This window comes from Streptomyces sp. LUP47B (assembly GCF_001746295.1).
GTDB lineage: Bacteria > Actinomycetota > Actinomycetes > Streptomycetales > Streptomycetaceae > Streptomyces.
This window is the reverse complement of the sequence record NZ_MJAH01000005.1, coordinates 374,122-397,775: the sequence shown is the minus strand read 5'-3', so window position 1 is coordinate 397,775 and position 23,654 is coordinate 374,122. Positions and strand designations below refer to the sequence as shown.

Below are 23,654 nucleotides of genomic sequence, written 5' to 3'. Positions count from 1 at the left end.
CGGCGGAGACGACCCCGCCCCGGCCGGGCAGACGCCGACCGGGGCGGTATCACGCGGCGAGCCTGTGTCAGCTCAGGGACGCCAGCGTCTCGTTCCACGTCGTCGACGGGCGCATGATCTTCGCGGCCTTGGCCGGGTCGGGCTGGTAGTAGCCGCCGATGTCGGCCGGCTTGCCCTGGACGGCGTTCAGCTCCTCGACGATCTTCTGCTCGTTCGCGGCGAGCGTCTCGGCGAGCGGGGCGAAAGCCTTCGCCAGGTCCGCGTCGTCGGTCTGCGCGGCCAGCTCCTGGGCCCAGTACAGGGACAGGTAGAAGTGGCTGCCGCGGTTGTCGATGCCGCCGACGCGACGGGTCGGGGACTTGTCCTCGTTGAGGAAGGTCGCCGTGGCGCGGTCGAGCGTGTCGGCGAGGACCTTCGCGCGGGAGTTGCCCGTGAAGTCGGCGTACTGCTCCAGGGACGGGACCAGCGCGAAGAACTCACCGAGGGAGTCCCAGCGCAGGTAGTTCTCCTTTACCAGCTGCTGGACGTGCTTCGGCGCGGAGCCGCCGGCGCCCGTCTCGAACAGGCCGCCGCCCGCCATCAGCGGGACGACCGACAGCATCTTGGCGCTGGTGCCCAGCTCCAGGATCGGGAACAGGTCGGTGAGGTAGTCGCGCAGCACGTTGCCGGTGACGGAGATGGTGTCCTCGCCGCGGCGGATGCGCTCCACCGACAGCTTGGTCGCCTCGACCGGGTTCAGGACGCGGATGTCCAGGCCCTCGGTGTCGTGCTCGGTCAGGTACTGCTCGACCTTGGCGATCAGGTTGGCGTCGTGGGCGCGGGTCTCGTCCAGCCAGAACACCGCCGGGTTGCCGGTCGCGCGGGCGCGGGTGACGGCCAGCTTCACCCAGTCGCGGATCGGCGCGTCCTTGGTCTGGCAGGCGCGGAAGATGTCACCGGCGGAGACCGTCTGCTCGATGACGGCGTTGCCGTTCTGGTCGACGAGGCGGACCGTGCCGGTGGTCCGGATCTCGAAGGTCTTGTCGTGGGAGCCGTACTCCTCGGCCTTCTGCGCCATGAGGCCGACGTTCGGCACCGAGCCCATGGTCGAGGGGTCGTAGGCGCCGTTGGCCCGGCAGTCCTCGATCACGGCCTGGTAGACACCGGCGTACGACGAGTCCGGCAGCACCGCGAGGGTGTCGGCCTCCTGGCCGTCCGGGCCCCACATGTGGCCGGAGGTGCGGATCATGGCCGGCATCGAGGCGTCCACGATCACGTCGGACGGCACGTGCAGGTTGGTGATGCCCTTGTCGGAGTCGACCATCGCCAGGGCCGGGCCCTCGGCGAGCTCGGCGTCGAAGGACGCCTTGATCTCGGCGCCCTCGGGCAGGGACTCCAGGCCCTTGTAGATGCCGCCCAGACCGTCGTTCGGGGTCAGGCCGGCCGCGGCGAGCGTCGGGCCGTACTGCGCGAAGGTCTTCGGGAAGAACGCGCGCACCACGTGACCGAAGATGATCGGGTCGGAGACCTTCATCATCGTGGCCTTCAGGTGCACGGAGAACAGCACGTCCTCGGCCTTGGCGCGGGCGATCTGCGCGGTGAGGAACTCCCGCAGCGGGGCCACGTGCAGCACCGAGGCGTCGACGACCTCGCCCTCGAGAACCGGTACGGACTCGCGCAGCACGGTGGTGGAGCCGTCGTCACCGACCAGCTCGATCCGCAGCGAGCCGGCCTCGGAGATCACGACGGACTTCTCGGTGGAGCGGAAGTCGTCCACGCCCATGGTCGCCACGTTGGTCTTGGACTCCGACGACCAGGCGCCCATGCGGTGCGGGTGGTTCTTGGCGTAGTTCTTGACCGAGGCGGGGGCGCGGCGGTCGGAGTTGCCCTCACGCAGGACCGGGTTCACGGCGGAACCCTTGATCTTGTCGTAGCGGGCCTGGATGTCCCGCTCCTCGTCGGTCTTCGGGTCGTCCGGGTAGTCCGGCAGCGCGTAGCCCTGGGCCTGCAGCTCGGCGACGGCGGCCTTGAGCTGCGGGATCGACGCCGAGACGTTCGGCAGCTTGATGATGTTGGCCTCGGGCGTCTTGGCCAGTTCGCCCAGCTCGTGCAGGGCGTCCGGGATCCGCTGGTCCTCGGTCAGGTACTCCGGGAACACGGCGATGATGCGCCCGGCCAGCGAGATGTCCCGCGTCTCCACGGAGACACCCGCCTGCGAGGCGTACGCCTGGACCACCGGCAGGAAGGAATACGTCGCCAGGGCCGGGGCCTCGTCAGTGTGCGTATAGATGATGGTCGAGTCAGTCACCGGGTGCTCCGCTCCACGTCTGCAACATTGCTCGACATCAAGATATCTCGTGATCCCGCCGGTCTCGACAGCGGTCCTCGCCTACTTCCGGAGATCCCGCACATCCACCGAGGCAACCGAAGCGTCTGATCTTGTGGTCATGCACGTTGATCGCACTCATCCGACGGCCGGACCCGACCACCCGGCCGCCCGAGGGAAAGCAGACCATGAGATATCGCACCAGAGTGACGGCCCCGGCAGCCCTGCTCGGCACCGTGGCGGCCCTGTCCGTGGCCGCCCCGGCGCACGCGGACCCGGAGACCGGCACCCCTGGCCCGGAGACCCTCGGGGATCCCGTCTTCCCGGGCCTCGGCAATGACGGCTACCGCGTCCCGGCCTATCACCTCGACCTCGCGTACGACGCCACGACCCGGCTCGTCGACGCGACGGCGACCCTGACGCTCACCACCACCCAGGAGCTGAGCCGCCTCTCCCTGGACGCGCTGGGCCTCGACGTGCACGAGGTGCTGCTCGACGGCGTCCCGGCCGCCCGGGAGCAGGCCGGCGAGAAGCTGCGGATCACGCCGGCCGCCCCGCTGGCCGCGCGGACCACGGCGACCGTGACCGTGACGTACACGGCGGACCCGCGTGCCGCGCTCGCCCATACCGCATGGGTGCCCACCCCGGACGGCTTCGCGATCTGCCCCCAGCCCAATACGGCGCACACGGTCTTCCCGTGCAACGACCACCCCTCGGACAAGGCGGACTTCACCTTCCGCATCACCGTCCCGGCCGGCCTCAAGGGCGTCGCGAGCGGCCACCTGGTGAGCACCGAGGACCTCGGCGACGGCCGGACCGCGTACTGCTACCGGTCCCGGGAGCCGATCGCCACCGAGATCGTGCAGATCACGGTCGGCGACTACGTGATCAAGGACCGACAGGGGCCGCACGGACTCCCGCTCAGGGACGTCGTCCCGACCGCCCGGGCCACCGCCCTGGAACCCGCGCTCGCCCTCACGCCGAACCTGGTGAGCTGGATCGAGCAGCGGCTCGGGGCCTTCCCGTTCGAGACGTACGGCCTGCTGCCCTGCAACAGCGACGCCTCGGACGCCTTCGACTTCACGGGTCTGGAGACCCAGACCCTCACCCTGTACAAGCCGAACTTCCTGCTCCAGGCGGAGAAGAGCATCGGCTCGCACATGATGCACGAGCTGGTCCACTCCTACTTCGGCAACAGCGTGAGCCCGGCGACCTGGTCCGACCTGTGGCTCAACGAGGGCCACGCCGACTTCTACGGGCTGCTCTACCGCTACGAGCGCGGCTGGGCCGACTCCCTCGGGCTCACCACCATGGAAGCCCGCATGAAGGACACCTACGCGCGCGGCGACCAGTGGCGCAAGTCCTCGGGCCCGGTCGCCGCCCCGAACGAGGCCAACCTCTTCGACAGCCAGCGCTATCTGGGCGGCGTCCTCGTCCTGTACGCACTGCGCCAGCAGGTCGGGGAGAGCGTCTTCAGCGCGATCGAGTCCACGTTCCTGGAGCGCTTCCGCAACGCCTCGGCGTTGACCGACGACTACATCGCCGTCGCCTCGGAGGTCTCCGGCGCCGACCAGTCCGGCTTCCTGCGGGACTGGCTCTACGGCACCAGGACCCCGAGGATGCCCGGTCACCCGGACTGGACGGTGACACCGGTCAGCTCCGCGCTGCGGCAGCCGCAGAACCGGACGGACGGCCACTGGCACGACAACTCGGCGACCCTCTAGGGAACTCAGTCGAACCGGGCGGAGGACACCTCGCCCGGCTCGATCCCGATCTGGGCCCCGCGCTGCTGCGGAATCGACACCGATCCCTGCTGGAGGGCAACGGTCCGCGCGGGGGCCGGAATCCGGATGCCCTCGTCGCGGTAGCGCTTGTGCAGCTGCTTGATGAACTCGTGCTTGATCCGGAACTGGTCGCTGAACTCGCCGACACCCAGGATGACCGTGAAGCCGATGCGGGAGTCGCCGAACGTGTGGAAGCGCACCAGCGGTTCGTGCTCCGGGACCGCGCCCTCGATCTCCGTCATGACCTGGGTGACGACCTCGCAGGTGACCCGCTCGACGTGGTCGAGATCGCTGTCGTAGGCCACCCCGACCTGCACCAGGATCGTCAACTGCTGCTCGGGACGCATGAAGTTGGTCATGTTCGTCTTGGCGAGCTCGCCGTTGGGCACGACGATCAGGTTGTTGGAGAGTGCGCGGACCGTCGTCTGTCGCCAGTTGATGTCCTCGACGTAGCCCTCCTCGCCGCTGGCCAGCCGGATGTAGTCGCCGGGCTGGACGGTCTTGGAGGCCAGGATGTGGATGCCCGCGAAGAGGTTGGCGAGGGTGTCCTGGAGGGCGAGCGCGACCGCGAGACCGCCGACGCCGAGAGCGGTGAGCATCGGCGCTATGGAGATGCCGAGGGTCTGCAGGACGACCAGGAAACCGATCGCCAGGACCAGCACCCTCGTGATGTTGACGAAGATCGTGGCCGAACCGGCGACGCCGGAACGGGATGTGGTCACCGTCCGCACGAGCCCCGCGACCACCCGGGCCGCCGCCACCGTGACGACGAAGATCAGCAGCACCGTCAGGACCTGGTTGACGGTGTGCTGGACCGCCTTGGTCAGCGGCAGCGCCGCCGCGGCGACGGCGATGCCGCCAGCGACCGCCGCCGAGGGCACCACGGTCCGCAGCGCGGCCACGAGGACGTCGTCGCCGCCCCACTTGGTGCGGTCCGCGTGCTTGCCCAGCCACTTGAGCAGCATGCGCAGCAGGAAAGCCGCCACCAGGCCCGCCACCACGGCGATGCCGGCGCCGACCATGTCGTCCATGGTGAGATCCCGTTGAAATGCCGTCACGTTGCCACCTGTTCGAGAATTGCGGGATGTGCGATCGCGTCGTCCGCGTGAAGGTTCCGTGGCCGACGCGACCGCTCATCCTGCCGTATTCCGCGCCGGAGTTCGTACCTGGCCCGGTGCCGGACGGCGGGGTTTCGGACGATGCCGTCGGCGAGTTCGGCCTGTTCCCGGTCGGAGTACGCGGCGGTCGTGGGGGGTTCCGTACGACCGCCGGACCACGAACCACCAAGGACCGTCCTGGAGAGACCCTGGCCGGAACCGAACCCCCCGACGGCGTCCCCCTGTAGACCGACCCGTCCTGCGCCGGACCGCCCCCGAACCGCGTCACGCCGGCCGACGGCCGCCCCTGCACCCCGCCCGCCTACGCGACCGCCCGCTGGACGCACCAGCACGACCCCGAAGCTGGTCGTCGGCCGACCCGTCCTGCGCCGGACCGCCCCCGAACCGCGTCACGCCGATCGACGGCCGCACCCCGCCCGCCTACGCGACCGCCCGCCGGACGCACCAGCACGACCGCGAAGGCGGCCGTCGGCCGATCCGTCCCTACGCCGGCCGCCCCCGAACCGCGTCACGCCGGCCGACGACCCCGAGGGCGGACCGGCGCGCGACGTCCGGGTCAGATCACCTTCAGCCGCACCAGCGCGCCCAGCGTCAGCGCCCCCGGCACCAGCGGGACCCAGACCGTGATGATCCGGTAGGCGAGCACCACCGCCGTTGCCACGGCCACCGGGCCGCCGGCCGCCACCAGCGCCACCACGAGAGCCGCCTCCACCGAGCCGACCCCGCCGGGTGTGGGCACCAGCGCCACCGCGCAGGTCGCCGCCAGATACGCCACCGCCATGTGCAGGGGAGGCACCGGCAGCCCCAGCGCCTGTCCCACCGCGGCCAGTCCGGCCGCCTGCAGCGCCGGGAAGGCGAGCGAACCGCCCCACAGCGCGAACGCCCGGGACGGGCGGGTGTGCACCGAGCGGGCCTCGCCCAGCGCGGTCCGCAGGAAGGAACCCACGGCCGTCCGCACCCGGCGGACACCCGTGAGGACACTCACGGCCACCAGGAGCACCAACCCCAGGCCCAGCAGCAGCGGACCCACGGCGGTGTCGGGCAGCAGCCCGCCGAGGCGCAGCGCGTCCGGGAAGGCGACGAACAGTACGGCCAGCAGGGTGAGCCGGCCGATCGACTCCGCCAGCAGATAGAGGGCGAGCGCGGCCGAGGAGCGGGCGAGCGAGACACCGCACACGGTCATGAAGCGCAGATTGACCGCCCCGGCACCAAGGCCCGTCGGCAACAGGTGGTTCGCCGCGCCCGCCGCGAACTGTGTCGCCAGCAGCCGCCGCCGGGGCAGTCGCTCCACCACGGCGCCCTGCCGGGTGAAGGAGGCGGCCACCCAGGTCAGACAGGTGGCACCGGCCGCGGCGAGGAGCCAGGGCCACTCGGCGTGTCGCAGATGGCCGAAGCCCTCGGCGAGCACGGACCGGTGCCGCACCGCCACGACGGTGACCAGCAGGAGCGGGACCAGACACAGGATCTGGCGGATACGGCGGACGGGGAGGCGCTGGGGAGGGCGTCCCTGGGGGAGTTCTACCGCTGTCACATCGGGAGAGGTTCTCCTCGCCGTGCCAACGGCGGGTTGCGGAAGCGGGGCCAGGGTCTTACGTACGGTCATCGAGTCCTTCGGTCGGGCGGTTGTTGTACGGACGTTGACCTCAATAACGCTCGAGGTTCTAAGTTCTCTCCCATGAGCATGGAGACCACAGCCTGGACACAGCTGCACAGTGTCATGACCGCCGAGCAGGAGCGCCGCCCGTTCGCCCGTGCGACGCTGCGCCGCATCGGCTCGTTCGCCCGCCCGCACCGTACCCGTATCGCCCGTTTCGTCGTACTCGGGGTGGCGACCGCGCTGCTCGCCGTCGCCACGCCCGTACTGGCCGGACACATCGTCGACGCGATCGTGTCGGGCGACGACGAGGGCACGGTCGTACGCCTGGCCCTGCTCATCGCCCTCATCGCGGTCGCGGAGGCCGCCCTCGGCGTCCTCGGCAGACGCCTGTCGGCCGCGCTCGGGGAAGGACTCATCCTCGATCTGCGCACGGCTGTGTTCGATCATGTGCAGCGCATGCCGGTCGCGTTCTTCACACGCACTCGTACGGGAGCGCTGGTCTCCCGTCTCAACAACGACGTCATCGGCGCGCAGCGCGCCTTCAGCAACACCCTGTCAGGCGTGGTCAGCAACCTGGTCACCCTGCTGCTGACCCTTGTGGTGATGCTCACCCTGTCCTGGCAGATCACCCTGCTCGCGCTCGCGCTGCTCCCGGTGTTCGTGATCCCGGCCCGCCGCATGGGAAGCCGGATGGCCCGGATGCAGCGGGAGGCGGCCGCGCTGAACGCGGCCATGGGCACGAGGATGACCGAGCGGTTCTCCGCGCCCGGCGCCACCCTGGTCAAGCTCTTCGGCCGCCCCGAGCAGGAGTCCGACGAGTTCGCGGCCCGGGCCCGCCGCGTGGCCGACATCGGCGTTCGGACCGCCACCGCCCAGTCGGTGTTCATCACCGCCCTGACCCTGGTCTCCGCCCTGGCGCTCGCCCTGGTCTACGGCCTCGGCGGCTGGTTCGCCCTGCGCGGCAGCCTGGAACCCGGTGCCGTGGTCTCCCTCGCGCTGCTCCTGACCCGCATGTACGCCCCGCTCACCGCCCTCGCCGGCGCCCGCGTCGAGGTCATGAGCGCGCTGGTCAGCTTCGAGCGGGTCTTCGAGGTACTGGATCTGAAGCCGCTGATCGAGGACAAACCGGACGCCCGTGAGGTCCCCGAGGGTCCGGTCGCCGTCGAGTTCTCGGACGTCCGCTTCGGCTACCCCTCCGCCGACAAGGTCTCCCTGGCCTCCCTGGAGGAGGTCGCCTCCCTCGACACCCGCGGCGGCGCCGAGGTCCTGCACGGCGTCTCCTTCCGCGCCGAACCCGGCCAGACCGTCGCCCTCGTCGGCTCGTCCGGCGCCGGGAAGTCGACCGTCGCGCAACTGCTGCCGCGGCTCTACGACGTGGACGAGGGTGCCGTACGCATCGGCGGCGTCGACGTCCGCGATCTGACCGCCGGTTCCCTGCGGGCGACCCTCGGCATGGTCACCCAGGACGGCCATCTCTTCCACGACTCGGTCCGCGCGAACCTGCTGCTGGCCCGCCCGGAGGCGACCGAGGCCGAGCTGTGGGACGCGCTGCGCCGCTCCCGCCTGGACGATCTCGTGCGGTCCTTGCCGGACGGTCTCGACACCGTGGTCGGCGAGCGCGGCTACCGGCTCTCCGGCGGCGAGCGTCAGCGCATGACCATCGCCCGTCTTCTGCTGGCCCGCCAGCGTGTCGTCATCCTTGACGAGGCCACCGCCCACCTGGACAACACCTCGGAGGCCGCCGTCCAGGAGGCGCTCGGCGAGGCGCTGGAGGGCAGGACGGCGATCGTGATCGCCCACCGGCTGTCCACGGTCCGTACGGCCGACCAGATCCTGGTCGTCGAGGACGGGCGGATCGTGGAGCGGGGGACGCACGAGGAACTGCTCGTGCTCGACGGCCGGTACGCGGAGCTGTACCGGACCCAGTTCGCGTCCCACGACGGTGGGGTGACCGAGACCGCCGTGGCTTAGCCCCTCACCGGGTGCCGGCCGGGCACCTGACTCCTGAGCCGTGGCCGTCACTGCCGAAGCCACAGCCCAGGGTCGTGTTGCCGGACAAGGCGGCGGGACCGGTCAGCCGTCCTTGCCCATGGCCTTGCGTACGGCGTCCCGCGTGCGGTCGACCAGGGCGGCGACCGGCCCCAGGGTCATGTTCTTGGCCGCCGACTCGGTCCCGGGGTGCGGGTGGGTCGGTGCCATCGCTTCCGCCGCCTTCAGAGCGGTGGCCATGGAGGCCAGACGGGCCTTGTCCGCGTGCCTGCGGATGTGGTTGAACTCGTACCGCTCCTCGGCGCGGGCGTGTTTCATCACGTCCACGCGCAGCGTCAGGAGTTCGGGCAGGAACTTGGCGTCGTCGGTGTCCATCCCGTCGAGCCGCGACAGCAGTTCCTTCGCCTCCCGCTCCTCGGCAAGCCGTTCGTCGGCCACCTTCGCGCCGTCCGGCACGGACGTACGGGTGAAGGGCCTGATGACCTCCTCCTCGGCCGTCTCGTGCACGGCGAGAAGCCGGACCAGGTTCCGGAACGCCGCCCGGCGCTCGTCCCCGGCCGTCCGCTCCACCTCGTCGAAGAGGTTGCGGATGTCACCGTGCCGGCGCATCAGCAGGGCCACGACATCGGCGTCGCTCGCCGCGATCCCCGCCATCTCAGCTCCTCTCCCGGGAAGCGACGTCGGGGTGCTCGCCCTCCGACTCGATGCGGTACTCGCGGCCGAACATCTCCCGGTGCTGGGCCATCACCCGCTCACTGGGCGGCTCCTCGCCACCGTGGATCTGCTCCTGCATCCTCTCGAACCGCTCGTGGGCGTCCCGGACATAGCCGGTGCCGAGGGTGGTCAGATCCATCTGGGTGTCCAGCAGGCCCCGTACGAACTGCTTGTTCTCCTCGAAGGTCAGCACGTTCGGCAGCTCCGGCGCGAGGATCTCCTGCGGCTCCCGGCCGTCGTGCCGGCGCATCAGCTCGCACGCGATCCGCAGGTGTTCCAGCTCCATGTTCAGGTGGAGCTCCCAGATCGCCTTCACCTTGGGATCGGGCTCCTGCTCCATGAAGGAGTGGTAGAGGTAGCACTCGTTGTACTCGTGGGTGACGAGCTGCTCCCACCACGACTCTCCCGGGTCGACCAGGGACTCGTAGTGGGTGACGTGCTCCTCCTCGATCAGCCCGATCTCCTGGTACAGCTGGCGGGCGATCGGCTCCATGTACTGGGGGCCGACGTTCAGGTAGAAGTTCATGGTCTGCTGCTCGGCCGCCATGATGGTCAGCGCGTGCAGCCGGGAGAGCGGGTTGACCGTCGTACGGTCGTAGGGCTCGCGCACGTTGTCGGCCGGATGCCGGTGGTGGAACTTGGTCGGCCGTCCCGGCATCACCTCGGTGAGCCCCTCGACGATCGACTCCGCCTTGCGGTGCTCGATCATCTCGTAAAGGTTGGCGTACGGGTAAGGTGGTCGAAGTCCTCCAGGACACCGAATTCGTAGGCCTGCTTCAGATACGGGTCGGGCTCGTGGCGGGCGATCCAGCCGGTGAGGTCGACCGCGACCTGCTCGTAGGAGATGGTCGTCTCCAGGACCGAGGCGAGGCCGGGAAGCAGCCAGTTGACCGCCTTCTGCTGCTGTTGCTCGATGTAACGGACCTCGGCCAGCTGTCGCTTGACGTCCAGGTCGGGACAGTGGCGGGCGAACTGGTGGCTGAAGAGGATCGCCTCGATCTCGATGCCGTTCATCGCGATGATGCGGCACTTCGTGTACGGGTCGCCGTGGTCGGGATCCACGGGCTCGACGTCGAGCTCCCGCCAGTTGCGCACCTGGCGGTCCAGGGGGATGCCCCGGTGTTCCAGTGGGTTGAAGCCCATGAGGGTCTCCTGGTCTGAGGGACCGGAAACGGAGCCGCGCGAGTACCCGGGCCATTGCCCTGTAACCGAAACGTGAAGGGCGTGGTGGGAACGAATCGGCCAGACCGGCGAGGGCCGTCAGCCCGAGGAGCTCGTGCCTGCCGTGGTCTTCGACGCCGGTGCCTGCCCGGTCACCGGGAAAAGCAGTGCCGTGGCGATCCTCGCGTGCAGAGCGTCCATGGTCCTGATCTGTTGCTCCGCCCTGCGCAGCAACTCCTCCAGCCGGTCGGCGTCCAGACGCGAGTCCTGCGCCGACGCTGCGAGCAGCCCGCGCCACAGCGAGGCCTTGCCCTGCGCCCCCAGCCGCATCGCCTCGAGCTCGACCAGCAGCGCGAGCCCGGAGCGGCGCAGCAGCCGGCCGTTGGGCTTCAGCCGCCCGACCTTCTCGCCCAGCCACGCCCCGTACGTCTTGTAGCGCCTGACGGGGACGTCGAGGTCGGCAAGGAGGCGTACCAGCGCCTGCCGGTCCTGCGAGATCTCCTTGCGCAGGCTCTCCAGGGTCTCGCCGTAGGCCGACGCGTGGTGCTCCTGCGCCATCCGGCGGGCGAGCTCGACACCCGCCGTCGCACCGGCCAGGTGGTCGTTGAGATAGATCACCAGCCGCTTCTGCCGTGTCGGACCGTCGTGCGCGTTCCGTGCCGTCCTGTCCATGATTCCCCTCCGGCTGCCGGAGTCCTGTGATGGCCTCCGAGTGCCCCGGCCGGGCCGGTCAACCACTCCGTCCCGGAAACCCCGGCGCCGACGGCGGGCCCGGGCCCGTCCGGTGCCGGCGTACCAGCCCATTCCCATCACCACGGCCAGGCCCGCTTCCACGAGGTCGCCGCCGTAGTACATCCACTGGGCCGCGTGATGCAGGTCGGCGGCGGTGAAGCCGGTGCCGGGCGGCGGCCGGGAGTAGAGCGTGCGGGCCAGCACGGCGTGGGCGGTACCGGCGGCGAGTACGGTCGCGCCGCGCACGGCGAGACTCCAGCGGCGGCGCACGGGATCGAGCCCGCACACGGCGAAGGTGAACAGCAGCCCGGCCGCCACCATGTGCACCTGTACCGCGCCGTGCGCCAGCGGCCGGTGCGCCGTGGCCGCGAACAGTTCCGTGCGGTACGGCAGCCAGAGCCCGCCGATGTCCAGGACGGCCGCCAGGGGAGGAAAGAGCAGCAGCCCGACGGGAGCGGAGTGCGCGAGGGTCACCAGGAGTCGCCGGGGCCGGCCGGGAGGCAGGGCGCGCAGGGCGAGGGTCAGGGGGCGAGCCACCACGAACAGCAGCGGGGCCGCCATGCCGACGACCGGGTGCCGCACCACGTGCTGGGTGAACGGCCCGCCCCACCGTTCGGCCGGCGTCGCCCAGGCCGTTCCCGCGCCTGCCGCGGCGAACGAGGCGTCCCGGGCGCGGGGCCAGACGTCCCCGCGCCGCCGCAGCCGCCCCGCTGCCGCCAGGTAGCCGACGGTCACCAGTAGCGCGGCCCCGGCGATGAGCCCCTCGGCCGGTGCCGTTCCCGCGCCGGGGCCCGGGTGGACATGCCCGGGTGTCACGCCGGCGGCCCGCCGTCACCGTGCCGCCGCGCAGCGCGCACGGCGAGCCCGGCGCCGGTGAGCAGCAGGAGCAGGCCGGTGAGGTTCCAGGCCACGTCGTAGGGGGTGACGTCCACTCCGTAGCGGATCTGGTGCAGGCGCAGCACCTTGTGGTCCACGACGCCGTCGAACAGCTGGAAGGCGCCCATGCCGAGGAGGAGGCCCGCCCAGGCGTGGGGCGCCGCCAGGGATCCACGGCGGCGCAGATCGGCGTAGAGGAAGAACCCGGCGCACAGGGCGAGCAGTTCGGCGGTGTGCAGGAGTCCGTCGGAGAGCAGGCCCGCACTGGTGGTGGCACGGTCGTAGAAGTGGTGCCAGCCCAGGAGCTGGTGGAAGACGATCTCGTCGACCGCGGCCGTCACCGCGGCCCCGATCAGCGCGCACACGGCCATCGACCTGCGCGGTTCGGTGCGCACGCCCGGGCTGGTGCCGGGCCGGACCGAGGCGCTCATGTCCTCAGGACCGTCGGCCTTCGTGCCCCTCGGCGTCGATCGCGTCCCGCCTGCCGGAGTGCTCCTTCTGGTCCAGCTCGGCCGTCTCCCGGTGATGCAGGTCGAAGGCGGGGGATTCGGAGCGGATGCGGGGAAGTTCGGCGAAGTTGTGGCGCGGGGGCGGGCAGGAGGTGGCCCACTCCAGGGAACGGCCGAATCCCCAGGGGTCGTCGACCTCGATCCGCTCGCCCTTCTTGGCGGTCTTCCACACGTTGTAGAGGAAGGGCAGGGTGGACAGGCCCAGCAGGAAGGCGCCGAGGGAGGAGATGGTGTTGAGGGCGGTGAAGCCGTCGGCGGCCAGGTAGTCGGCGTAGCGGCGGGGCATGCCCTCGGCGCCCAGCCAGTGCTGGACCAGGAACGTGGTGTGGAAGCCGACGAACAGCGTCCAGAAGTGGATCTTCTCCAGGCGGTGGTCGAGCATGGTGCCGGTCATCTTCGGCCACCAGAAGCTGAATCCGCCGAACATCGCGAAGACGATGGTGCCGAACAGGACGTAGTGGAAGTGCGCCACCACGAAGTAGCTGTCGGTGACGTGGAAGTCCATCGGCGGCGACGCGAGGATCACGCCGGTCAGCCCACCGAAGAGGAACGTGACGAGGAAGCCCGCCGCCCACAGCATCGGCGGTTCGAAGGAGATCGAGCCCTTCCACATCGTGCCGATCCAGTTGAAGAACTTCACGCCGGTCGGGACGGCGATCAGGAAGCTCATGAACGAGAAGAACGGCAGCAGCACGGCCCCGGTGGCGAACATGTGGTGGGCCCACACGGTCACGGACAGGCCGGTGATGGCGATGGTGGCGCCGATCAGACCGACGTACCCGAAGATCGGCTTGCGCGAGAACACCGGGATGATCTCGCTGATCACCCCGAAGAACGGCAGGGCGAGGATGTACACCTCGGGATGGCCGAAGAACCAGAACAGGTGCTGCCACAGCAGCGGTCCGCCGTACTGGGCGTCGAAGACGTGGGAGCCGAAGCGCCGGTCCGCCTCCAGGGCCAACAGGGCGGCCGCCAGGACCGGGAAGGCCAGCAGAACCAGCACCGAGGTGAGCAGCACGTTCCAGGTGAAGATCGGCATCCTGAACATGGTCATGCCGGGGGCGCGCATGCAGATGATGGTGGTGATGAAGTTGACCGCGCCGAGGATGGTGCCGAATCCGGCGAGCGCCAGCCCCATGATCCACAGGTCGGCGCCGACGTAACCGCTGCGGATAGGGCCACTGAGCGGGGTGTAGGCGGTCCAGCCGTAGTCCGCGGCGCCCTGCGGGGTGAGGAAGCTGCCGAGGACGATCAGGCCGCCGAACAGGAACAGCCAGTAGGAGAACATGTTCAGCCGCGGGAAGGCGACGTCCGGGGAGCCGATCTGCAGTGGCATGACCGCGTTGGCGAACCCGGCGAAGGTCGGCGTCGCGAAGAGCAGCAGCATGATCGTGCCGTGCATCGTGAACGCCTGGTTGTACTGCTCGGTGGACAGCAGCTGAAGTCCCGGCCGGGCCAGCTCCGCCCTGATCGCCATCGCCAGCGCGCCGCCGATCAGGAAGAAGCAGAACGAGGTGATCAGGTAGAGGTGGCCGATCTTCTTGTGGTCGGTCGTGGTCAGCCAGGACACGACCACGCGGCCCTTGCTGCGCCGCTGCGCCGCCGGGACCGGAGCGACCGGTTCGGTATACGTGGCCATCAGCCGCCCTCCGGTACCTCAAGGGTCATCCTTCGGGCAGCGTGTAACCATCCTGCCGGAAGCCATTCCTACCGGTTTGGAGGCTTTGGTGCGCAGGCTCGGCGGCTCCGGGCCCCGGCACGGCTCACGGACCGGACCAGCCGCTCTCCCACTCCGCGCGCTCTTCGCTCTGCTCGGCGTCCTCGCCCTTCCTGTCCTCGCCCTCCGCCTGCGAAGGGGTCGTTCGGGGCACGTCATTAAGGCCGGACGTCTCCTCCTCCGGCCTGTCCCGCTGCGGTTCGCCCTCCGCCTGGGACGGGGTCTGTTCACTCATCTCGGCCTCCTGCGCTGTGTCCGGAGTCTGCGCCGGGCGGGAGCTCAACGATTCCCACTTCGCGCCCGTGCGGTGTCCCTTCCGGGGACGGACCGCAGCCAGGTGCTGATCCACCCGGCCCGCATCGCGGCGTCGAAGCGTCGCCGCCGTGGTGACGCGCAGGCCCCCAGGGCGTACGCCATCACGGCCATCGGGTCCCCACCCGGGGACCGGGGAAACGCCCAGGTCGCGGGGTGGCGGGCTCTCCGACGGCAGGGCGGCACACGGCAAGGCCCGGCGAACCCACGTGGGTTCGCCGGGCCTTGCCGTCGCTGTGCGATCAGGCGGGGCGGATGTTCTCCGCCTGCGGGCCCTTCTGGCCCTGGGTCACGTCGAACTCGACCTTCTGGCCCTCCTGCAGCTCACGGAAGCCCTGGGCGGCGATGTTCGAGTAGTGGGCGAAGACGTCGGGGCCGCCACCCTCCTGCTCGATGAAGCCGAAGCCCTTCTCGCTGTTGAACCACTTGACAGTGCCCTTGGCCACGACAAACTCCTTCGAGGGAAACCGGGCCCGCACCCTGCGAGCCCGGAGGTGATCGCCCTGGTCCGGAGAGGCGCTGAAACGCAAGAACGCCCGTGATGGCGATCACGGGCGAACGGGACTTCGGAACCACGACTGCTAGGTCACGACGCTACACCCGGGGAGCGGCAGCCGCCATCAGGACGCGGCCGGTGTCGCGTACTTCCTGCCATTCGCCGTCTCCACCGCGGTCGTGGCACCCGGCACCGAGGGCCTGCCCCTGACCAGGCGGGTCGGCCCCATGGGGTGACGTTGCGGAGATGCGGGGAAGAAGTTGCGGCAACCGATGGGAGGTTGCTGTGGAGGGTGGAGATCTGGAACTGGGCGAGTTGCTGGCCGCTGCGGAAGCGGCCCCGCCCAGCGAGTCCGTCGACGTGGTCGCCCGCGACCTGCAGAAGCGGCTCGGAGCGCAGCGGGTGTCCTTCCTGTTCGTCGACCTCATCGGTCAGCGGCTGGTACGGCTCGCCGCGGCCGACGACGAGGTCGCGGACCAGACCTGGCCGATCGACCTGCAGGGGACCGTCTACGACAGCGTGCTGCGAAGCCAGCGCCAGCATGTGGAGCCGGACGGCCAGGGCGGACGGCGCGTCATCACGCCGGTCAGCAACCGCGGCGACTGCCTCGGCGTCCTGGAGGTGACCCTGCAGTCCGTGGACGACACCGTGCTGCGGCAGGTCCGCGACGCGGCACACACGCTCGCCTACATCATCGTCACGGACGGGCGCTTCACCGACCTCTACCACTTGGGCCGGCGCACCACCGAGACCAGCCTGGCCGCGGAGATCCAGCACCAACTGCTTCCCTCGGCCCCCTGCTGCGAGGCGGCCCAGTTCACCCTCGCCGCCGGGCTGGTCCCCGCCGACGACATCGGTGGCGACACCTACGACTACACCCTCGACCGCGACACCCTGCACCTGTCCATCACCGACGCGATGGGCCACGACACGAACTCCGCACTGCTGGCCACCTTGCTGGTCGGCGCGCTGCGGCAGGCTCGCCGCAGTGGCTGTGACGCCCTCAAGCAGGCCCACCACGCCCATCAGGCCCTGCTGAGCCACAGCCGCGGGCTGGCCACCGGACAGTTGCTGTGCGTCGACCTCGAAACCGGTCTGTGCGAACTGGTCAACGCCGGCCACCCGTGGCCGCTGCGGCTGCGTGACGGCACCGTCGAAGAGGTCAGGCTCGCCGTCAACCTGCCGTTCGGTGTGGCGGCACCCACCTCCTACCGCGTCCAGGAACTGCAACTGCGTCCCGGGGACCGCCTGATCCTCCTCACCGACGGCATGCAGGAGCGCGGTGCCGCGGCGGCCGACCTGACCTCGGTCATTCACGACACCCGCGCGCTGCACCCGCGAGAAGCCGTCCGGGCCTTGACCGGCGCGGTCCTCGATGCCTGCCACGGCAGCCTCAAGGACGACGCCACGGTCATGATCCTGGACTGGCACGGTGGCTCGTAGGGGTACTCCGCCTGCCTCCGGCACGCCGTCGTCGCCTACTCTCCACCGGAAGGAGATACTGGGGAGCAGGACGGCAGGCGACCAGGGGTGACCGCGTGGACAGTTCAAGGGAGGCGGACGTGCCAACGGCATCGTCGGCCCCGCCCGGGGGCGCTCTACGCCTGCTCCCGCTGACGGACCGGCCCGGCTGGCAAGCGGCAGGCGAGGTCAGTCTGCTCACCCGCCCGGCCTGGCAGCAGACGCTGGACCGCGTTGCCCGGACCGACGAAGAGACGTGCCACTTGGATCTTTCAGCCGTCACCTTCGTCGACGTCGCCGGTGTCTCCGCTTTGGCGATGACCGCCCAGGGCCTTCCGCGGGGGCGACGCATCGTGCTCGAAGAGCCGCCCGCCACCCTGCGGCGCGTTCTGGACCTGTTCTGGCCGGACCTGCTTTCTGTCGAGGTGATGGGGCGATGACGGCTCCCAGCGTCGAACCGTTCGTTCACCCCGCCTTGTTCTACCGGGGTGAGGAGGAGTATCTGCACGGCACGGTGCCCTTCGTCCGCGACGGCCTGAAGGCCGGCGAGCCGGTGGCGGTGGCCGTGCCGGGGCCCAACCTCGCCATGCTCAAGGCGGCTCTGGGCGAGGACGTCGCACACGTGAAGTTCCTCGACATGACCGAGGCGGGGCGCAACCCGGGACGGATCATCCCCAGGGTGCTGCGCGCCTTCGCGGACACCCATCGCCACACGCGGGTGCGGATCATCGGCGAGCCGATCTGGGCCGGCCGCAGCACCGTGGAGTACCCGGCATGCGTCCAGCACGAGGCGCTGATCAACCCGGCGTTCGAAGGCCGGGACGTCACCATCCTGTGCCCGTACGACGCCGACCGCCTCGACGAACAGGTGCTCACCGACGCGTACGCGACGCACCCTCTGATCATCTCCGGCGGCAGGGAGCGGCCCAGCACCTCCTACGCCCCCGAGCATGTGGTCGCACGCTACAACCAGCCCCTGGAGCAGCCGGCGGCTGCCGAGGAACTCGCCTTCCAGGCCGACCGGTTGCCGGGCGCCCGGCACTTCGCGGTCGAACGGGCCGCGCGGTTCGGTCTTTCCGGTGGCCGCCTGGAGGACGTGGCCCTGATCGTGGCCGAGCTGACCACCAACAGCGTCGTGCACGGCGGGGGTTCCGGCGTCCTGCGGGTGTGGGCCGAAGGGGACCAGGTGGTGTACGAGGTGCGCGACCACGGGAACCTGGACGATCCGCTCGCCGGCCGTCGCCCACCCGCACGGGAGAAGCCCGGCGGCCGGGGCCTGCTGCTCGTGCACTCCCTCGCCGATCTCGTACGCCTCCACACCGGCCCCGACGGAACGACCGTTCGCTGCTACCTCGGTCAGGCCTGAACCCCTCCGTGCCGGGCACCGCTGCCCGGCACGGATGTGCTCCCGCGGATCCGCGCCGAGCCGGCGACATCATGAGCGATCGACCGCCGCGGGGCGTTCAGGCCGCGGTGACACGGGAGTTGACCCGCCGCATCCAGTCCCGGTCGGTGTGCCACATGGGGTGGTGCGGGGCCGCGTTGGAGGTCAGGACGACGCCCTGGAAACCCGCGGCGACGCAGCGGTCGACGACGAACTCGGCGATGTCCTTGCCGACCGCGTCCTCCTCGAAGCGCGTCAGCAACGGGGTGTAGCCCACGACGCCCTCGCCGAGGACGGCCGGGATGCCACGGCGACGGGCGAACTCGGCGACGGAGTCCACCCACCCGGCGAGCGTCTCCCGCATGGCCTGCCGGTGCGCCGGATAGTTCTCGTAGAGCCACAGGTCCCAGCGGTCGGGGTCGACCCAGTCGTGGGCGTAGAACAGCTCGCGCGGGATTCCGGTCGCGGCCAGCCGCCAGGGCTCGTCGGGCTGGTGGTCGGCGAAGGAGGGTGCGTCGGGGCGCAGCATGGCGGCCAGTTCGGGGGTGGGCCAGGTGGCCGTCTCGGGCGCCGCTTCGGTGCCGTGCCCCAGTCCGACCGCCTCGTACAGGGCGCCGAGCACGCCGTAGACGTAGAAGTGGAAGTGCGCGATCTGCGCCTGCTCCGGCAGGTCGTCGAGCTCGCCGGGCCAGGGCTCGCCCAGCGAGTAGGTGACGGGGATGCCGGGGTGGCGTGACCGCAGCAGCTTCACCGCGCGTTCGAGCGGGCCGCGCAGCCGGGTGTAGTGGCCGGGGGTGCCGTCGGCCGGTACCAGATCGCAGTTGTCGACCTCGTTGTGCACTTCGACGTAGGCGACCTGGTCGGCCAGGCCGCGCTCGGTGAGGAAGTCGAGGAGTCCGGCGAGCGCTTCGGCCACCGCCTCGGCGCGGTCCGGGCCCGGCACCTCGGCCAGGGCGCGGTGCCAGGTGTCGGTGTCGGCGAAGCTGGGGGACTGCTGGTACTCCCAGGAGGACACGATCACCTTGCAGTCGTGGCGGGCGGCGGCCTCGAACAGCTCGACGAGCCGTCGGCGGCCGTCCAGCGGGTAGCCGCCGCGCACGTCGTACCAGCGGGTGCGCTGGCCGAACTGCTCGCCCAGGCCGCGGACCTGGAGGGACTCCGGGTCGGGGACGCGCCCGGAGAACAGCAGGAAGGGCATGGCGCAGACGCGCACGGTGTTGAAGCCGCGGTCCACCGTCTCGGCGAAGGCGCGGTCGAGGTCGGCGAAGGGCTCGCCGGGTCCTGCCTGTGTGTACCAGCTGAAGTCCCACAAGGTGATGGCGAGTCGGCCCGTGGGCGCGCTCGTGGTGGCTTGCTGCTGTGCGGTGGTCATGAGGTCACCCGTCGTTCGTGTGCGGTAGGACGCCGTCGGCAACTGACTCGACGGCACCACGCTAGCTCAATTCATTATTTATGAATAATCCTTGACGAGGGTGACGGGGTTGTCCAGGCTGTGGGGCGGACGAACACGCATGTGCATCGAGGAGCCGCCTGTCATGACCGAATCCATCCACTTGTCCCGGCGCGCCGTCGTCACGGCCCTCGGGGCGGCCACCGTCGTCGGCCTGCCGGCCTGGCCGCAGACGGCACGAGCGGCGGACGGCACACCCGCGGCCGCCGCGAACGGCCCGGTTCTCGACTCCCACCCCGCCACCGAGCCCTCCGGCACCCATGTGCGCGACGTGGGCGGCACCCACGTCGTCTTCCAGTACGGCACGGTGCTTCCGGCCTTCGACGGCTGGCGCACCCACGAGCCCACTCGCGACTACCTGTCCCTGGACAAGCGGTGGCGCTTCCGCTTCGACCCCGCCGACCAGGGACTCGGCGAGACCTGGCAGTCCCCGCACCACGACGACCGCGCCTGGGACCTCATCGACGTCCCGTCGGCCTGGGACCTGTTGCACACCCCCGGATTCGGCTCGCAGTCCGCCCCCTTCGGCCAGGGCACGGCGTTCAGCGACGGGTACGCCTGGTACCGCACGGCCGTCGACGTTCCCGCGTCCTGGCGTGCCCGGCACGTACGCATCGCCTTCCTGGCCGCCGGCTACAGCGCCGAGGTCTGGCTCGACGGCACGCACCTCGGCAAGCACGAGGGCGCCAACTCGCCCTTCGCGCTGCCGGTGGCGGGGGCGCTGCGGCCGGGAACCCGCCAGACGATCGCCGTGCGCGTCTTCCGCCGGGCGAGCTACACCGACTACACGGCCTCGGCTCCGCAGCCCGTCACCGACGACCACGAGCTGCCCTACAAGCCCGTCGACCACTGGCCCTACGCGGGCCTGACCCGGTCGGCCTGGATCGAGGCGGTCCCGCAGGTCACCGTCGCCAAACTGCTCGTGGCCGCCGCGAACGGGCACCTTACGGCGCACGCGGTCGTCGAGAACCACGGCGACGCGGACTTCGACGGCCGGATCACCCTGGACCCCGGACGGGACAGCGGCGGCCGGCCCACGGTGGTCGCGGCCCGGATCGCCGCCCGGTCGGCGGGCGTCGTACGGGTCGTGGTCCGCATACCCGGCGCGCCCCGCTGGAGCCCGGCCGCGCCGCACACGCTCACCGCCCGCGCCACCCTGACCGCCGGCAGGTCCTCGGGCCCACGCGTGGACACGCTGTCCACCGTGTACGGCGTACGCGAACTGAGCACCGCCGACGCCCAGTTGCGCCTGAACGGCAGGCCGCTGTTCCTCAAGGGCCTCAACTGGCACGAGGAGACGGCCGAACACGGCAGGGCGATGACACCGGCCGAGTACGACCGGGAACTGGGCCACCTCACGACGCTGGGCGCCAACTTCATCCGCAACTGCGTCTACAACCGCCACCCGTACGTCTACGACTGGGCGGACGCGCACGGCGTGCTGGTGATGGACGACATCGACACGATGTGGCTCAACACCGCCCAGGAGAAGCTCCAGACCGAGCGGTACGGCCTCGCCCGCGCGCTGGCGCTGACCATGGCGTGGAACCAGCACAACCACCCGTCGGTGATCCTGTGGGGGCTGCAGAACGAGTCGGAGATCGACGCGGACGGCGCGCCCGTCTACCGGGCCTGGCTCGCCGACCTGAAGGCGGCCGTCAAGGCCGTCGACCTCACCGCCCGCCCGGTGACCTGGGCCTCCAACACGAGCAACGACCCCGCGTTCGACCTCGCCGACGTGATCGGGTTCAACGAGTACTTCGGCTACTTCTACGGCAAGGACGCCGACCTCGGTCCCACGCTGGACGCCGTCCACGCGAAGTATCCCGGCAAGCCGATCCTGATCACCGAGAACGGCACCTGGTCCCTGGCCGGCACCCACGGCCCCGACACCACGCAGGGCACGGAGGAGTGGCAGGCGGCGAGCTTCACCGCGCACTGGGCACAGGTGACCGCGCGCAGCGCGTTCGTCGCCGGCTTCACGTACTGGGTCCTCAAGGACTACAAGCAGCGGGCCGGGTACAACCAGGACTACAACGGCATCTCCGTGATGGGCCTGCTCACGTTCGCGGAGGAGCGGCCCAAGCTGGTCTACGACGCCTTCCGGAAGGCGGCCGTGCCGCGCGGTGAGTGAGCGTCAAATGGCTGAAGGGGGGAGGGGCGGACCGCCAATCCCCCCTTCAGCCATCGAGGCCTCAGCCCTTGACGCTGCCCTCGGTCAGACCGCTGCGCCAGAAGCGCTGCAGGACGACCATGGCGATCATCAGAGGGACGACGGAGACGAAGGCACCTCCGACGGTCAGCTGATAGAGCTGAGGCTGCCGGTCGGCGAAGGACTGCCACGACGTCAGACCCAGGGTGATCGGGTACAGCTTGGAGTCGGACAGCATGACCAGCGGCAGGAAGTAGTTGTTCCAGATGCCGACGAACTGGAAGAGGAAGATCGTCACCAGGGCGGGGGTCATGATGCGCAGAGCGACGACCGTGAAGATGCGGATCTCGCCCGCGCCGTCGATGCGGGCGGCCTCCAACAGCTCGTCCGGTATGGATGCCGCGGCGTAGATCCGGCACAGGTACACGCCGAAGGGGCTGACGAAGCTGGGCAGCAGTACGGCCCAGTAGGTGTTGGCCAGGCCTGCTTGGCTGAACAGCAGGTACATGGGCAGTGCCAGCGCCGTGGCGGGGATCAGGACGCCACCCAGCACGAGGTTGAAGAGCGTGTCGCGGCCGGCGAAGGAGAACTTGGCCAGCGCATAGCCGGACATCGCGGCCAGAAGCGTCGCCACGACTGCGCCGACGCCCGCGTACAGCAGGCTGTTGGCGGCCCAGCGCAGGTAGATCGCATGGTCGTAGGTGACCACCTGGCGCAGGTTGCTCAGGAACTGGGGATGGGAGAACCACAACCCGAAGCTGCCGAACAGGTTGCCGGTGGATTTGGTGGACGCCACGGCCAGCCAGTACACCGGAAGCAGGAAGTATCCTGCGGCCGCCACGAGCAGGCCGGTGACCAGCATGCGACTGCGCGTGGTGACCTCGGTGATGCCGCTGCCCGGCTTCGGGCCGTCGTCGGAGGCCGGCGTCTCGCCCAGCGGCGGGACTTTGCGGGCCGGTGTCTGGAGACTCACGCGTCCCCGCCTCTCTTGTTGATCAGCCGCAGGAAACCGAAGGAGAGCACGAACGCGGCGAGGGCGAGCAGCACTGCCTCGGCAGCGGCGAGGTGGTAGTTGTCGTTGGTGAACGCCTCGTTGTAAGCGCTGAGGTTGGGGGTGTAGGCGCTGTCGATACTCGACGAGACGGGCTTGAGCACCAGCGGTTCTGCGAACAACTGCAGCGTGCCGATGATGGTGAAGACCGTGGTGAGGATCAGCGCCGGGCGCAGCAGCGGCAGTTTGACGTGCCGGACCGTCATCCACGCACTGGCGCCGTCGATGCGGGCGGCCTCGTACAGCTCCGCGGGGATTGTGCGCAACTGGGCCACGAGAACCAGCACGTTGTAGCCGGCGAACTCCCACGTGACGATGTTCGCGATGGACCACAGGACCGTGTTTCCGCCCAGCAGATCGACCGACACCCCCAGATGGCGCATGCCGTCCACGAGAGGGCTGACTCCCGGAACGTAGAGGAAGCCCCACAGGATGGACGCGATGACCCCCGGAACGCCGTAGGGCAGGAAGAAGGCGGCGCGGAAGAACCGCACGCCTCTGGCCGAGGCGCTCTCCAGCAGCAGCGCGAGCCCGGCGGACAACGCGACCATCACCGGTACCTGGACGGCCGCGAACAGCAGTACGCGACCGATGCTTCGCACAAAGGCGTGATCGGACAACGCGTCGGCGTAGTTGCCGAGCCCTACGAAGACGGTATGGCTGCCGCCGAGCCCCAGGGCTCCGGTGTGCTCGACATCCATGACGCTCTGGTAGACGGCGTAGCCGATGGGCAGGGCGAAGGTCAGTAGGAACAGCAGGAGGAACGGCGCGACGAAGACGACGGGCGCCAGATTTCTGCGGCGACGGGGCGCTCGGGTGGGCATCAGGGTTCTTTCTGGAGTCCGG

18 protein-coding genes and 1 pseudogene are annotated in these 23,654 nt (G+C 70.1%); 6 read left to right on the top strand and 13 right to left on the bottom strand.

From position 1 onward, the window contains the following. Positions 1–67: 67 nt before the first annotated feature. Entirely contained in the window at positions 68–2,287 is a 2,220-nt protein-coding gene (locus tag BFN33_RS17905) for an NADP-dependent isocitrate dehydrogenase (protein ID WP_069761060.1), read from the bottom strand. A 206-nt stretch (positions 2,288–2,493) separates the two neighbouring features. Between BFN33_RS17905 and BFN33_RS17900 the strand changes: the two genes are divergently transcribed. Further along, positions 2,494–4,029, top strand: coding sequence for a M1 family metallopeptidase (locus BFN33_RS17900; RefSeq protein WP_069761059.1), 1,536 nt, complete (start codon positions 2,494–2,496; stop codon positions 4,027–4,029). Positions 4,030–4,034: 5 nt separating this feature from the next. Here BFN33_RS17900 and BFN33_RS17895 read toward each other — a convergent pair whose 3' ends face one another. Further along, positions 4,035–5,120 (bottom strand): mechanosensitive ion channel family protein, encoded by a 1,086-nt coding sequence (locus tag BFN33_RS17895; protein WP_069761058.1) that lies wholly within the window; start codon positions 5,118–5,120, stop codon positions 4,035–4,037. 643 nt (positions 5,121–5,763) lie between these two features. Further along, the gene (locus BFN33_RS17890) at positions 5,764–6,738 is read right to left on the bottom strand and encodes a lysylphosphatidylglycerol synthase transmembrane domain-containing protein (RefSeq protein ID WP_176742407.1); all 975 of its coding nucleotides are present in this window, start codon (positions 6,736–6,738) and stop codon (positions 5,764–5,766) included. Between the two features lie 150 nt (positions 6,739–6,888). Here BFN33_RS17890 and BFN33_RS17885 point away from each other — a divergent pair, with 150 nt between their 5' ends. Then, positions 6,889–8,775 carry an ABC transporter ATP-binding protein gene (locus BFN33_RS17885; protein ID WP_069761057.1) on the top strand — a complete coding sequence of 629 codons (1,887 nt, stop codon included), beginning with the start codon at positions 6,889–6,891 and terminating at the stop codon, positions 8,773–8,775. A 102-nt stretch (positions 8,776–8,877) separates the two neighbouring features. On the opposite strand, the gene BFN33_RS17880 is transcribed toward BFN33_RS17885, so the two are convergent. The 7 genes and pseudogenes from BFN33_RS17880 to BFN33_RS17850 all read right to left on the bottom strand — a co-directional run bounded on the left by BFN33_RS17880 (position 8,878) and on the right by BFN33_RS17850 (position 15,260). After that, the gene (locus BFN33_RS17880; RefSeq protein WP_069761056.1) at positions 8,878–9,447 is read right to left on the bottom strand and encodes a hemerythrin domain-containing protein; all 570 of its coding nucleotides are present in this window, start codon (positions 9,445–9,447) and stop codon (positions 8,878–8,880) included. A gap of 1 nt (position 9,448) precedes the next feature. After that, positions 9,449–10,650: pseudogene (locus tag BFN33_RS55495) on the bottom strand (hypothetical protein). 117 nt (positions 10,651–10,767) lie between these two features. After that, a complete protein-coding gene (locus tag BFN33_RS55490; protein ID WP_370743297.1) occupies positions 10,768–12,216 on the bottom strand; it encodes a cytochrome c oxidase assembly protein in 1,449 nt (482 codons plus the stop codon). Further along, complete coding sequence (locus BFN33_RS17865; protein WP_069761055.1) at positions 12,213–12,707, bottom strand: DUF2243 domain-containing protein; 495 nt, start codon at positions 12,705–12,707, stop codon at positions 12,213–12,215. The genes BFN33_RS55490 and BFN33_RS17865 overlap by 4 nt, the downstream gene beginning before the upstream one ends. 4 nt (positions 12,708–12,711) lie before the next feature. Then, positions 12,712–14,424, bottom strand: coding sequence for a cytochrome c oxidase subunit I (gene ctaD, locus BFN33_RS17860; RefSeq protein ID WP_079140868.1), 1,713 nt, complete (start codon positions 14,422–14,424; stop codon positions 12,712–12,714). A 124-nt stretch (positions 14,425–14,548) separates the two neighbouring features. After that, positions 14,549–14,737 carry a hypothetical protein gene (locus BFN33_RS17855; protein WP_069761054.1) on the bottom strand — a complete coding sequence of 63 codons (189 nt, stop codon included), beginning with the start codon at positions 14,735–14,737 and terminating at the stop codon, positions 14,549–14,551. A 319-nt stretch (positions 14,738–15,056) separates the two neighbouring features. After that, positions 15,057–15,260 carry a cold-shock protein gene (locus BFN33_RS17850; RefSeq protein ID WP_007379522.1) on the bottom strand — a complete coding sequence of 68 codons (204 nt, stop codon included), beginning with the start codon at positions 15,258–15,260 and terminating at the stop codon, positions 15,057–15,059. Between the two features lie 335 nt (positions 15,261–15,595). On the opposite strand from BFN33_RS17850, the gene BFN33_RS17845 reads away from it, so the two are divergent. The 3 genes from BFN33_RS17845 (at position 15,596) to BFN33_RS17835 (ending at position 18,137) form a co-directional block, all read left to right on the top strand. Further along, positions 15,596–16,753, top strand: coding sequence for a PP2C family protein-serine/threonine phosphatase (locus BFN33_RS17845; RefSeq protein WP_069761053.1), 1,158 nt, complete (start codon positions 15,596–15,598; stop codon positions 16,751–16,753). A 119-nt stretch (positions 16,754–16,872) separates the two neighbouring features. Further along, positions 16,873–17,211: an STAS domain-containing protein gene (locus BFN33_RS17840; protein WP_256122785.1), complete on the top strand. Its 339-nt coding sequence runs from the start codon at positions 16,873–16,875 to the stop codon at positions 17,209–17,211. Beyond that, the gene (locus BFN33_RS17835) at positions 17,208–18,137 is read left to right on the top strand and encodes a sensor histidine kinase (RefSeq protein ID WP_069761051.1); all 930 of its coding nucleotides are present in this window, start codon (positions 17,208–17,210) and stop codon (positions 18,135–18,137) included. Before BFN33_RS17840 ends, BFN33_RS17835 begins: the two co-directional genes overlap by 4 nt. Positions 18,138–18,234: 97 nt before the next feature. On the opposite strand, the gene BFN33_RS17830 is transcribed toward BFN33_RS17835, so the two are convergent. Next, complete coding sequence (locus BFN33_RS17830) at positions 18,235–19,527, bottom strand: cellulase-like family protein (protein ID WP_069761050.1); 1,293 nt, start codon at positions 19,525–19,527, stop codon at positions 18,235–18,237. Between the two features lie 163 nt (positions 19,528–19,690). Between BFN33_RS17830 and BFN33_RS17825 the strand changes: the two genes are divergently transcribed. After that, complete coding sequence (locus BFN33_RS17825) at positions 19,691–21,739, top strand: glycoside hydrolase family 2 protein (protein ID WP_069761049.1); 2,049 nt, start codon at positions 19,691–19,693, stop codon at positions 21,737–21,739. A gap of 61 nt (positions 21,740–21,800) precedes the next feature. Here the strand turns inward: BFN33_RS17825 and BFN33_RS17820 are convergent, their stop codons facing one another. Then, positions 21,801–22,730, bottom strand: a complete 930-nt coding sequence (locus BFN33_RS17820; protein ID WP_069761048.1) for a carbohydrate ABC transporter permease — start codon at positions 22,728–22,730, stop codon at positions 21,801–21,803. Further along, complete coding sequence (locus tag BFN33_RS17815; RefSeq protein WP_069761047.1) at positions 22,727–23,632, bottom strand: carbohydrate ABC transporter permease; 906 nt, start codon at positions 23,630–23,632, stop codon at positions 22,727–22,729. The genes BFN33_RS17820 and BFN33_RS17815 overlap by 4 nt, the downstream gene beginning before the upstream one ends. Between the last annotated feature and the right edge of the window lie 22 nt (positions 23,633–23,654).

Excerpts from the sequence above, each read along its gene's own strand:
- BFN33_RS17900 (WP_069761059.1), top strand. The coding sequence starts at position 2,494 with ATGAGATATCGCACCAGAGTGACGGCCCCGGCAGCCCTGCTCGGCACC.
- BFN33_RS17895 (WP_069761058.1), bottom strand. The coding sequence starts at position 5,120 with ATGGACGACATGGTCGGCGCCGGCATCGCCGTGGTGGCGGGCCTGGTG.
- BFN33_RS17885 (WP_069761057.1), top strand. The coding sequence starts at position 6,889 with ATGGAGACCACAGCCTGGACACAGCTGCACAGTGTCATGACCGCCGAG.
- BFN33_RS17880 (WP_069761056.1), bottom strand. The coding sequence starts at position 9,447 with ATGGCGGGGATCGCGGCGAGCGACGCCGATGTCGTGGCCCTGCTGATG.
- BFN33_RS17865 (WP_069761055.1), bottom strand. The coding sequence starts at position 12,707 with ATGAGCGCCTCGGTCCGGCCCGGCACCAGCCCGGGCGTGCGCACCGAA.
- ctaD (WP_079140868.1), bottom strand. The coding sequence starts at position 14,424 with ATGGCCACGTATACCGAACCGGTCGCTCCGGTCCCGGCGGCGCAGCGG.
- BFN33_RS17855 (WP_069761054.1), bottom strand. The coding sequence starts at position 14,737 with ATGAGTGAACAGACCCCGTCCCAGGCGGAGGGCGAACCGCAGCGGGAC.
- BFN33_RS17835 (WP_069761051.1), top strand. The coding sequence starts at position 17,208 with ATGACGGCTCCCAGCGTCGAACCGTTCGTTCACCCCGCCTTGTTCTAC.
- BFN33_RS17830 (WP_069761050.1), bottom strand. The coding sequence starts at position 19,527 with ATGACCACCGCACAGCAGCAAGCCACCACGAGCGCGCCCACGGGCCGA.
- BFN33_RS17825 (WP_069761049.1), top strand. The coding sequence starts at position 19,691 with ATGACCGAATCCATCCACTTGTCCCGGCGCGCCGTCGTCACGGCCCTC.
- BFN33_RS17815 (WP_069761047.1), bottom strand. The coding sequence starts at position 23,632 with ATGCCCACCCGAGCGCCCCGTCGCCGCAGAAATCTGGCGCCCGTCGTC.